We start from the raw sequence: 11,985 nt of genomic DNA, 5'->3' as shown, positions 1-11,985 counted from the left end.
TCCATGTATCAGCCCGGGGAACGGAAGATACACGGTCGATATACCGGCGGCGATGAGCCTTTGGGCGTATTCCACGCCGTCAGGCCGAAGCGGGTCACAACCTGCCGTAGTCACCAATGTGGTGGGCGCGGCTATGGGATCCGGCGCAAGCAGCGGGGCAAGCAGGGCATCGGGCGTGTGGTCGCCGCGATACGCGGACCAGAAATAGTCTATGTCGCTGCTATCTAGGCCGAGCCCGTCGAGACTTGTATCGCCGTTGGGGACCTTGAGCCCTGGATAGATGAGAATCTGGGCGTCGACGGGATTGCCGCCGGCCGCCCGGTGGGCGCTGATCGCGGCGGCAAGGTTGCCACCGGCGCTGTCCCCGCCCACGGCCAACCAGGTCGCGTCTTGTGCTGCGTGCGCGACGACCCGTTCACAATCGTCGAAAGCGGCCGGGAACGGGTGCTCTGGTGCGAGCCGGTAATTGACCGAAATAACATGCAGGCGCAGGCGGTCGGCGATCGCACGCGTAAACCGATCGTGGGTGTCAGCGCTGCCCAGCACCCAGCCGCCGCCGTGAAAGTAAACAAGGACGTGCCCTGGGTGGGCTTCTTGATCCGGCCGGTAGCGCCGGACCGGCACCGAATGCTTGTCCGGCCCCGTCTCGATCACTTCGTCGGTGACCCTGCCTGGGAAGGCCGGTTCTTCGCCGCGGAACATTTCGACAAACCCTGCGTATTCGGCACGCTGCTGGCCAGGCGAAATAGCGGTCCGGTCTGTTGGATCGAGTTCAGCCAGCAGCAAAGCAAGATCTGYCGCGGGCGCGGGGCGATCGGCGCCGCTCATCGTGCCACCCGCTTCACGGCCGGCGCGGCGGACGTGCCGGGCTTCCCGGCGAGCGAGGACAACCAGCCGAGCGCTGCTTCCAGCCCGTCTACCACGCCGTGATAGTGCGAGGGGAATAGCCGCGCAACGACGTCGGGTATCTTCGCACTCGCGCCGATCAGCACACGCGGGCGCCGGCGGGCAATGCCATCGATGATCGCTCCGGCGGCCACTTCCGGGGTAATGGTGAGAACTTTGTCGAATTCCACATTGTCCCTCTCGGCTTTGGCCCGCTGTTCCGGCGTCATCTCGGAGCCGATGCGCGCGGCCAGCGAGATGTTGGTCTTGATGCCGCCCGGATGAACGCAGGTGACGCCGATTTTGGAGGGTTCGAGTTCGGCCCGCAGGGCCTCGGTGAACCCGCGGATGCCGAATTTGCTTGTCGCATAGGCGACGTTGCCGGCGGGAGCGACAAGCCCGAAGACACTCGATACGTTTACTATGTGCGAGCCGTTGTTGCGGCGCAGTACCGGCAACAAAGCTCGGACCAGGTCAATCGGCGCCAGAAGGTTGACAGCGAGAAGCCAGTCGAAATCCTCTTTGGAGTACTGCTCGAACACCCCGCTGAGCGCCACGCCGGCGTTGTTCACGAGAAGGCGGGTGTCGGGATGGTTCTGGCTGAGAGTTAGGCCGAGCGTGTGCACCTGCTCGCTGCTGGTCAGATCGGCGACGTATGAGCTGCACTGAACTCGCGGATACTTGGAACGGAGCTCAGCAAGGRCAGAGTTCAGGCCCTTCTCGTCACGGTCGACAAGAACCACGTCGCAACCTCGATCGGCAAGCTGCGTGACAAGGGCACGGCCAATGCCGCCGGCGGCGCCGGTGACAATGGCGGTTCCGGAAAAATCGAAGTCATGCATAGGAGGCTCCTTTGCGGTCGGACAGAGAACTGGTCACGGGAAGGCTCGGAGATCCGGTCGCCACCGGGCTACGGCGAAACTCAAGGGCGGGGTCGCCCTCAAAATCGCTGCGAAAGAGCTTCAGGTCAAAAAGGTAATTCTGGTGCAGCCGCCATGGTTTGCGGTTACCCTGCTTCGGGAAGCCAGCGATCCCGCGCTGGATATAGCTGGAATGCAGGTCAACGAATGGGACACCGCCGACGCCTTCCGGTGCACGCGGCATGACGAAATCATAGCCATGTTTGTCGAGATGATTGATCAAACGAGCAATGCTCTCGCTGACCAGATCGGCCTTCAGCGTCCATGAGTTGTTCGTGTAGCCGATCACCAGATTGAAATTGGGGACCTGCGACAGCATCATGCCCTTGTAGACGACGCTATCGGGCAGTGACACTGGCTGGCCGTCGACGGACAGCGTCATTCCGCCGAGCGGAATCATCTGTAGTCCTGTTGCCGCCACGACAATCTCGGACTCGATGAAGTGCCCGCTGCTGGTTTCGATCCCGTTGGGAACAAAGCGAGCGATCGTGTCGGTTACGACCTCGGCTGTGCCGTTGCGGATTGCTTCGAACAAGTCACCGTCAGGGACCACGCACACCCGTTGATCCCAGGGGTTGTATGGCGGGTTGAAGTGCTTCTCCACCTCGACGTGCTTGCCTAGCTCGCGGTCGATCTCCTTGCGGATGAGCCGCCGGGACAGGCGGGGAAAACGTCGAGCCATCTCATAGGACAATATGTTGGATAGGACGTTCTTCCAAAACATGATCCGGCTGATCCACGCATCTGGAGCCGAGATCCGCTCAAGCCGCCGGACCAGTGAGTCCTCGGCGGGCAATGAAACGATATATGTGGGTGTGCGTTGCAGCATGGTGACGTGCTTGGCTTTTTGCGCGAGCGTCGGAACCAGGGTTACCGCCGTTGCCCCACTGCCGATTACCGTGACACGCTTGTCAGTCCAGTCGAGGTCCTCCGGCCAGGATTGCGGTGATATGATCTCGCCCCGAAAAGTTTCCTCACCCTCGAAGTGCGGACGGTGTCCTTGATCGTAGCGATAGTATCCCGAGCAGACCGACAACCATCGGCAGCTGATCCGCACAGTCGTGGTGGCGCTGCCATCCGGCAACGCTTTCTCCACTGTGACGATCCAGCAGGCCCGGGTGCCGTCCCATGCGGCACCGACGACTCGGTGGCCGTAGCGAATGCGCTGATCAACGCCGTACTCGACCGCGGTGTCCCTTAGGTAGTTTAGAATCGACGGTCCATCGGCAATGACGCGGCGGTCACGCCAGGGACGAAACGAGTAGCCGAGCGTAAACATATCGGAGTCGGATCGAACCCCGGGATAACGGAAGAGATCCCAGGTGCCGCCCAGATCGGCGCGCGACTCGAGCAGCGTAAAGGTGCTGTTCGGCCGCTGACGCATGAGGTGGCAGGCGGCGCCGATTCCGGACAATCCGGCACCCACGATCACGACGTCGAGCACGTCATCGATCGGCTGCGCAGTGGCGTGGCTTGACGAGGCAGAAATGTCCAACACGGCGGGTCCTTTCACGGGAAATTGGTCGGCTCTCACCAGACGTCGCACACAAACCGTCCTTCGGAACGCAGCTTGCCCAGCCACCGCGTCGCTGGATCGCTGGGGCCGTTTTCAGTTTCGCCAGAGCACTGACGGTGGATGTCGAGAAGTGCCGCCTCCACCCCCGCGCCGAGCCGGGCGGCGTCACCGCACACCCTGATATGTGCGCCCTGATTGATCAGGGACCAGATTTCGGTGCGCTCCGAGATCATGCGATCCTGAACGAACTTGTGGTCGTGGACAGGGGCGAAGGCGTATGCCGGCCGTAGAGTGACGACCCCCTCGCGTTCAGCCTTCTCCAGCTCTTGACGGTGAAGAAAATCGACGTCGGGGTGATCGCAGCCGAAATAGAGAACCAGAGGCGCTGCGTGGCCATGGGCGGCGCGATCCCCGATCATCCCGCGCAGGGGCGCCAGACCCGTGCCGGCGCCGATGAGGATTGCCGTGCGATCGACCGGCAGGCGGAAGCTGTCGCTGCATGGGACGATCCGGGCCAGGACGGTTTCACCGGCGCTCAGGAGAGCGAGGTGATTTGATGCGATGCCGCGGTACCGCCGTCCCTGTCCGTTTCCGGCGTTGCGGTAGGGGGCATCGACCACCGAAACCATGAGGTCCACCGCCGAGGGTGTGGCTACGTTCGACGATGAGATCGAGTATCGCCTGGGCCTGATCGCGGACAACCGTGCCAGGAAATGCTCGAAAGGAAGATCAATCGAACGGTAGCGCTCGAGCAGGTCGAGAACGCTAGTGCTGACCGCCGTGATCGTCCGTTCGAACTCGGCGGCTTCCAGGCCAGCTAAGTCCTCCAGTGGCTTGCGCTCGGGCGGGCATGGGCAGCGTTCGGCAAGGAGGCGGAGATCCTCAGGGGTCGCGGGTTCCTGCAATTCGACGTAGTCGCGCAATATCTCACGAATGGTAATGGGGCGCTCCTGAGGCAAGAAGAGCCGCAGTCTCCGGGAGGCGCGAACACGCACCGGACGATCCAGATCGAGAGCGAACCGGGCGCCGACGCGCTCGATGAGTTCATTGTGGTTCCTCGGCAGCACTGCAAGGTGATCACCGGTGCGATAGCTGACACCCTCGGGCAGAAGCAGCCGCAGAAAGCGTTTGGATCGCCCGAGGGGGTTGGCGAGGTCGACCAGCTCGCCCGAATCAACCACGGTCATGGCGGCCATGCCATGCTGTCTGGCCCGTTCCGCCTCGCGGCTCTCTACCGGTTCGAGGGCGATCTGGAGAGCGGCTTGACCGGCAGTTGCCGCGTCATCCGCCGCGCGGTCGCCGTCCCCGGTTTTGATAGAGTCCCACAGGTTTTGCGACCAGGAGTCCACGCTGGAGCTGAAGTCTCCCCCGACATCCGCTTCGCCCCGGTCCCCGATGCGTGTCGCCCCGGCGGCGCAGAGCCGCTCATCGATCAGCGACGGAATGCGCTGGTAAGTCGCGGAGTACGAGCGGTCGCCAATACCGAGGATCGCAAAGGACAGGCCTTCGAGCGAGCCGGGTTGCAAGGCCTCGGCCCAGGTGACGAACCTGTCGGCATCATCGGTGGGACGGCCGTTGTAGGAAGAAACCACGATCACCAGCAGGGTGCCGGTGGCCAGGTCGTTGAGCTTGCCGACCGCATCGTTGAGTGGCGCGACAGAAGCACTGTGTCCGTGATCCGAGGCGGCGGCCGCGAGTTCTCGCGCTACACCGGCCGATGTGCCAAGGTTCGAGCCATGGAACACGGCGAGCCTTGGGAATGTGTGGCTAGCCGCCACGATGGTTGGCCGAGGCCGTGCAAGGACCGGACTGGCCACGCCTTCGACTCGGCGCTCGCTCGGCTTCCTTGGCTCCGGATATAGCATGAAACCGTCAGGCTTGATCGTTAGCGTCATGCCTATGTTCAACTTGTAATTGGTGCGGTCGTTGAGGTGGAATCTGTGCACCAGCATGCCCAGCACCAGAATTGCCTCATGGAGCGCGAATTGCCGTCCGATGCAGGCGCGTTCACCGTTTCCGAATGGTTTGTAGATGTGTCCGGGGCGGGCCGCCGTGGCCTCGGGACTAAACCTGTCAGGGTCGAAGCTGTGGACGTTGCCACCCCATTCCGGCTGTCGGTGCAGTGACGGGATGAAGATCTGAATCGAGTCCCCAGGGCGGAAGGCGTAGCGTCCCGCCACGACGGTTTCCTCGACAGGGGTAACCGCGTATCCAGGAGCAGTAGGCCAGAGCCTCAGCGCTTCGTCGAGGATTTGCCTAATATAGGTGAGCTTGCCGACATCCTCGTAGCTAGGGCTGATATCATCATCGGCACCCCACAGCGTATCGACCTCCCGCTGCGCCCGCGCAAGCACGGCCGGATGCTTTGCAAGGTAATAGAGTGCGAAGGAAAGCGCGGCGCCGGTGGTCTCGTGACCGGCAATGAGGAACGTTATGACCTGATTGTGGATGTTTGCATCGTCAAGCGGTTGCCCGGTGCCTGGGTCGGAAATGTTGAGCATGCGGCCGAGCAAATCATCCGTGCGGGTCGCGCCTTCCGCGCGCCGTCGCTCGATAAGCGAGGCGATGAGCCCCCGCATCGACGCAATATCGCGCTTGTAGGCGCGATTCCGCTTGAACCGCAGCCGGCTCACAAAATCCGGCAGCTCGCTCGCTTCCTGGGCGTGGGTGAGGGCGCGGACCATTGAAGCGACGAAAGGGTGGAGATCGTCCCTGCCAAAAGAATCGAATTCGTAGCCGAATCCGCACATCCCGATGGTGTCGAACGTAAGACGGGTCATGTCCCGCGGCACATCGACTGGATGCTTGTTGCGAGCCCGTTGATCCCAGTAACCGACCAGGCTACGTGCCGCGGACACCATCATCGCGTGATAGCCGCGCATCGCCTCGCGGGTAAACGCTGGCATAAGGATGTTGTGCGCCTTACGCCAGTTTGGTTCTTCGTTGTAGGCAGTAAACAGGCCGTCGCCGCCAATATCGCGGAGCCGCACAAGATCTGTATGAACGCTTTTGACGAAGCGGTCGGTGTCGGACAATTCGGCAACCAGGTCCGACCCGGAGGCCAGGATCATCTCGTTGCCGAAAATGCGCAATCGGAATATCGCGCCCTGTTCCTCGGCTTCCGCCAGAAGGAAGTCCATCAGGCGTCCGCCGCCGGGAATGCTCAAGGCGTGGCCCACAAAAGGAAGACTCTTGCGCTCGGGGATCTGCGGCGCTGGGGTGCCTGGCTTGCTCCTGCCCACAACGATCTCCTGTGCCGTGCCATTCAAAATCGGGACCGATGTCACGCTTGAACCCTTCCCGCTAACGACGCGGTATGCGTTGCAGATGTCGGAATTGTTCCCGGCCGAACACTCATTCGGCGATCTTTGCGGTAAGCGTTCCCGGTAAGCAGCGGTGCAAATGCCCAAAGACCAGCGTCGCAAACACGGCCGCAATGGCAAGCGGCAGCAGGAAAGACCAGGCGAAGATCGAAGGTCCCGCCGTCACGAAGATCGGGCCGGCGACCCCGGTGCCGATCGTCGCTCCCACGATGGCGATCACCAGGATACGCGACATCAAGGAGCCATCCGGATCGTTCTCGGTCAGAATACCGGTCACGAACGGGGTGACGATGTAGAAGCCGACATTCACGAACACCTGTGCGATCACAAAGACCGATGGGGTGAAGACGTTGAAAAGAAAATAGATCGATACGGCCATGACCAGAAAGCCAACAAGTACGAAGGTGAGTCGCTTCGCCTTGTCGTGGGTGGTCATCGGGACGATGGCGCCGAAAAATCCCGCCAATGACGCCACCGCGAGATACAGGCCGACTTGCGGACCGCTCAGGCCCACCCGCTCGCCGACATAGCCGCAAACCACCCATTGCCCGGCCTGCACGGCGTAGACGAGAAAGACAATCAGCATGGTCAGCCGCATCTTGCCGCTATCGAGTCTGGATTGATGCGTGGCCGCCGTCTTCACCGCCGAACGTTTCGATATCAACAGCAGGAATGGCGCCATCATCGCGGCAAACGCAGCAAGGACGAGAAAGACTGGCGCCCCTGTTTCTTGGTGCGGGATCATGGATACGATAAAGAGCAGGATGCCCAGCGCCACCCCGCTGATCAGGTTGAGGGCTCCCCAGAGCCGCTCGGCATCGGCAAGCGAAGCAAGGCTCATGGCGACGAGGCTGAAGATGGCGCCTTCGCCGAGGCCTGCGACAAAGCGAGCCCCCGCAAGCGTCAGCGGCGATTGCAACCAGAAACTTGCCGCCTCTCCGACAAGCACCGCAAGCACTCCGGCCACTGCGACGCAACGCCATGATCGAACCGCCAGCTTTGGAAGAAACAGTCCGTAAAAGCCAATGCCCGCCAGTTCGGCACTAGCGACCACCGTGGCCAACCCTTCATCATAGCCAGCCAGCTTGCTCATCGAAAGGACAACGACGGGCATCACCATCGTGCCGTTCAGGGCAAGGGCATAAGCGGCGCTAAGTCCTAGGATCCACCACACTATCGCCTCCCAATGCAGCTCCGGCGCATTGGCGCCGGTCTGTTCTTCTCGTTCCTCGCAGCTTCTTCGGCTGCTGACCCCGCGAAGGATAGAAGTGAAGGAATAGCCAGCAAGGGATGTTTGGGGCCGGTTTGGGGTCTTTTCCGGCCAAATCTTCGGCATGTTCACGCGACGACTTGACGGAAGTTCACGTCTCAAATCTGCTGTCGGTCAAATGAGGTGCCACCAAGCCAAGCTGGGCTCGGGCACTCCAACGTCCCTGGGGATTGTAAATCCCTCAGTTGAAGATGGAGACAGTACGCGGCCATTCGGCAGCTGCCTGGAGGGGTAAAGGAGACGGCGGCACAGGGGCGTTCCGGTTTGGAGGCAATCGCCAACAGGTGCCGTAGGGGGAGGAGGTTTAGATGAAATCCGTCGATACGCGATACGTTACGGCAAACATTCCTGCGTTTCTGATCCGGAGCCTGGTCGCGACTTTGTCTGAATTCAGACTGGATCCCTCCCGGATGCTCGTTGGATTGGGAATAGCGGTCAAGGACCTGGAGGACCCGGGCTGTCGGGTGTCCTACCGGCAAGGGCGGGAAGCCATCCTGCGTGCAACTCAAATGGCCAAAGGCCAGGCGCTCGGGTTGGAAACGGGAAGTCGCGAGAAGATCACATCCGCTGGCTTGATCGGCTATGCCATGCTGACTTCGGCCACGGTGGGCGAGGCCGTCGAACTCGCACTTCAGCTGCAAAGAGATAGCGGCAGCATGCTCGACTTTGACACGCGAACCACAAAGGAAGGTATCGTCGTCACCGCATCAACTCGTTTCCACGACCCCGAAATCTACACGTTCTTGGTCGAGGAAGCCTTTGCGAGCTTCCTGGGCATCGCGGTCGGCCTGGTCGGCGAGGGTTTCAAACCCCTTAGGATCGATGTGACTTATCCACCTCCCGCACATGCGGACGTGTACCGGCGGCTCTTCGGATGCGAAATTCGTTTCGGCCAGATGGAGAACGCCTTCCTTTACGATCCCATGTGGTACAAGCAGCCCCTGCTCACGGCGGACCCGTTCACGCATCGTCAGCTCCTCGAATTCATATCTTACAACCGCGCCCGTTTGCGCGAGGCGGCGGAGATCACCGAATCGGTGGAGCGCGCGCTGAGGCAAAATCTGAACGAGCGCAGCAACATCACTAAGATTGCCTGCGAACTCGGCGTCGGCCAGAGAACGCTGCGTCGGCGCCTGGCAGAAAGCGGTGTCTCCTTCCAAGCACTGCTCGATGCCGTTCGCAAGAACCGGGCGTTGGAGCTGCTCGCCAATCCGCAAATGTCAGTCGAGCAGATAGCGTTCATCGTGGGCTTCTCGGATCCTCATAATTTTCGCCGGGCCTTTCGCCGCTGGACGGGCACAACACCAGGTTTGTTGCGGGCGGATATGTCGGAAACCTGGCCGCGATAGAGTCCCTGGCGGCAAGAACACCTGCGTCGAGGGAGCGCGGACGACTATCTCGGCTCCAACCATTGTTGCCCTCCGATCTTGCGAGGCCGGGCAGGGTGAGGTGACGGTCACACTTGGATACCTCGTTTTCGGGTACCCGCGATGCGCGGCTTCTCAATAGTCGAGGGCGATGACGGGAACTTGCATCGCCCAGCCGGCGGAGCGTGCCGGCTGGGCAGAAACCAAGCCGGCACACACACGGCTCAATCGCGACGGCTGTGGGTGTCCTCAAACCAGCTATTTGGCCGACAATGAMACTCCTTTGGCCAAATCCCCCATTGTTCGGTCGAGGCAGCCACATATCGTGGTGGAGCGTTGGGTTGGTGGATCACGGGGACTGATCGCCGTCTAACGAGAATAGGGGTGGCCGCTCCGCCTCGCGGAGTTCGCGCGGAAAATGGTCGGGGAGGGCGCCGCCTCACTCGCGCCAGTCGTCACACCGAGATGCTCTTCACTGGCTAATTTCTCACGCCAGCTTGCCAACGCGCGCCAGGGGTCGTCCACGCAATCGTGTATTCGGGCTAGCGGCGCTTCCTTGGCGATCCGGTAAGGCGCCAGCAGGTCTGCAAATTGCATGAACACAATGCAACATAAAGGGGAACGGAGAAGAGATGTACGCAATGTTCGTCCGGGGGGTACCTCGATCAATATTTCTGGCCGGTGCTTTCCTGCTGCCAGCGATAATGCCAGCTTCCGCGGGTGGATTTTCCCGCGGCCAAGCCAACACGGACGTCCTCTTCAGCGACGAACGTTTCACCGTGGATTCGCAACTGATATACGTCAATCCGGGCCGTAGCTTTGCATCGCTGATGGGCCAACCCGTGCAGGAAGGCTCATATTCCGACCCCTTTGTCGTCCCTCAGGCTTCCGTCGGCTTCAGGTTCTGGTCGCCCCTTTCCTGTGCGCTCACCTACACGCAGCCATTCGGCGCTTCCGCGACCTACAGCGATCAAGCGCAGGTCGCCGAATATCTCACGGCGGCCGGCAACGGAGATCCGTTCCCAAATCCCACGTCCAAAATGAAGTTCTCCGCGGACGAATACGGTGCAACTTGCGGAGTTCGCTTTGCGGCCGGCCCGGGGAATTTCTATTTGCTAGGCGGCGCGTTCATCGAGACATTCGATTACAAGGAAAACACGTGGATCGGCTCGGTCCATTTGAAAGATGGTGGAGCGCTCGGCTACAGAATAGGCGTCGCTTACGATATCCCGGAATACGCGATGCGGCTCCAGATTATGTATCGCTCGGAAATCAAACATGAAGGGGATGGCACGTACACGCCCTCTCAGTTGGCGATCGACAATGGGATAACGAGCAATCTACCCGCGAACGGTGCAGGCACGCTGCCGCAGTCGCTCAAGATCAACGCACAGACAGGGGTTGCCCCCGGCTGGCTGATCTACGGGTCCGTAGAATGGACAGACTGGAGTGTTCTGCAGCACTTCAGCTATGACGTGATTGGGCTGGGTACAGCCAACAAGATCTTCAACTACTCGGATGGCTATACCGTCCAGATTGGGGTGGGGCACGACTTCACCGACAAGCTTGCTGGCACTGTCAACGTGACCTGGGATAAGGGCGTAGGCTCGGGTGCGGACATCACCACCGATAGTTGGACCCTTGGTGTCGGAGCGCAATACAAGACCCAGATCGGCACCTTTGGTCTTGGAACAGCCCTGTCTTATCTGGAAGCAGGAGCGCAGTCAGTCGACAACGGTGCCACCTACGACGCGACCGCGGGCGCCGATTTGGCCGTGGGTGTCGGATTGTCGTATTCGTTGCAATTTTAGCGCCTGCATCTACCCGACTGGGTAACACCTCAACCGCGGCTACTATGTCAGGCCGACCGTTTTCGGCCATGTCACGCCAGGCATGACCATCGAAAAGGAAGAAATCTTCGGCCCGGTGGTGTCGGTCATTTCCTACAGCGACGACGACGCGGTGAAAATCGCCAACGACACCGTCTATGGCCTCGCCGCCTATGTGCAGTCGCAGGACATCGAGCATGCGCGCAAGGTTGCGGGCCAGCTGCGCGCCGGCCAGGTCTCGATCAACTATCCGAATGGGACACGTTCGCACCCTTCGGCGGCTACAATCAGTCCGGCAACGGCCGCGAATATGCCGGCTGGGCGATCCATGATTTTCTGGAGGTCAAGGGCATCATCGGTTACGGCGCCTGAGATCGATCAACAGGCTTTCCGGCGTACGTGATGTGCCGGAAAGCTTTTTGAACTGACCGCTTTGCCCGCCGCAAGTCTCGCGGTTGGCAAGCCAATTCCAGTTGCCTGGGGAAAGCTGCGACTGTTCTACTGGAGGCGACAGGACGCTGCTGCCCCGACAGGATCAACTGCTGATGATCGTCGTCTACCCTCGCAGTGGCGCGCTTGCGTCGTTGGTGCGCAGTGTTTTGCGATGCAGGAAACAACCAGGCTGGGGGGCTTGAGGGCGGCTACTGGAACTTGGTCACGACGCCGATGCCGATGCCTTCGAAGCCGCCCATGGCCATCAGGGCGGCCGGAGCCTCTTCGAGGCTGAGCCTCTTGCTGACCAGAAGTTCGGGCTTCAGCTTGCCGCTGCCAATCATCGCCATAATCGCCGGATAGCGGTAGGCCTGCATGCCCAGGCTGCCGAGGATTTCGAGCTCGAAGGCGATCACCTGATCCATCGGCACCTGCGCCCTGGC

At 61.0% G+C, this 11,985-nt stretch carries 7 protein-coding genes and 2 pseudogenes; 3 read left to right on the top strand and 6 right to left on the bottom strand.

All coding sequences use genetic code 11. The features are described from left to right. The 5 genes from AC1DZP_RS34930 to AC1DZP_RS34910 all read right to left on the bottom strand — a co-directional run. On the bottom strand, positions 1–828 hold an 828-nt coding region (locus tag AC1DZP_RS34930; RefSeq protein ID WP_477308771.1), incomplete at its 3' end, for an alpha/beta hydrolase. After that, entirely contained in the window at positions 825–1,727 is a 903-nt protein-coding gene (locus AC1DZP_RS34925) for an SDR family NAD(P)-dependent oxidoreductase (protein WP_477308769.1), read from the bottom strand. The genes AC1DZP_RS34930 and AC1DZP_RS34925, both read right to left, overlap by 4 nt. Next, positions 1,720–3,300 carry a flavin-containing monooxygenase gene (locus AC1DZP_RS34920; RefSeq protein WP_477308767.1) on the bottom strand — a complete coding sequence of 527 codons (1,581 nt, stop codon included), beginning with the start codon at positions 3,298–3,300 and terminating at the stop codon, positions 1,720–1,722. Before AC1DZP_RS34920 ends, AC1DZP_RS34925 begins: the two co-directional genes overlap by 8 nt. A gap of 35 nt (positions 3,301–3,335) precedes the next feature. Further along, entirely contained in the window at positions 3,336–6,608 is a 3,273-nt protein-coding gene (locus AC1DZP_RS34915; protein WP_477308765.1) for a bifunctional cytochrome P450/NADPH--P450 reductase, read from the bottom strand. A gap of 67 nt (positions 6,609–6,675) precedes the next feature. Further along, positions 6,676–7,980, bottom strand: a complete 1,305-nt coding sequence (locus tag AC1DZP_RS34910) for an MFS transporter (protein WP_477278392.1) — start codon at positions 7,978–7,980, stop codon at positions 6,676–6,678. Positions 7,981–8,222: 242 nt separating this feature from the next. Between AC1DZP_RS34910 and AC1DZP_RS34905 the strand changes: the two genes are divergently transcribed. The 3 genes and pseudogenes from AC1DZP_RS34905 to AC1DZP_RS34895 all read left to right on the top strand — a co-directional run. Then, positions 8,223–9,263: an AraC family transcriptional regulator gene (locus AC1DZP_RS34905; protein ID WP_477278388.1), complete on the top strand. Its 1,041-nt coding sequence runs from the start codon at positions 8,223–8,225 to the stop codon at positions 9,261–9,263. A 650-nt stretch (positions 9,264–9,913) separates the two neighbouring features. Next, positions 9,914–11,092, top strand: coding sequence for an OmpP1/FadL family transporter (locus AC1DZP_RS34900; RefSeq protein ID WP_477278390.1), 1,179 nt, complete (start codon positions 9,914–9,916; stop codon positions 11,090–11,092). Positions 11,093–11,120: 28 nt separating this feature from the next. Further along, a pseudogene (locus AC1DZP_RS34895) lies at positions 11,121–11,482 on the top strand (aldehyde dehydrogenase family protein); the annotation flags it as partial. Between the two features lie 269 nt (positions 11,483–11,751). On the opposite strand, the pseudogene AC1DZP_RS34890 reads toward AC1DZP_RS34895, so the two are convergent. After that, positions 11,752–11,985, bottom strand: a pseudogene (locus tag AC1DZP_RS34890) (alcohol dehydrogenase); the annotation flags it as partial.

The organism is Mesorhizobium sp. P2_F8 (assembly GCF_056403655.1).
This window is presented reverse-complemented; position numbering and strand designations above follow the sequence as displayed.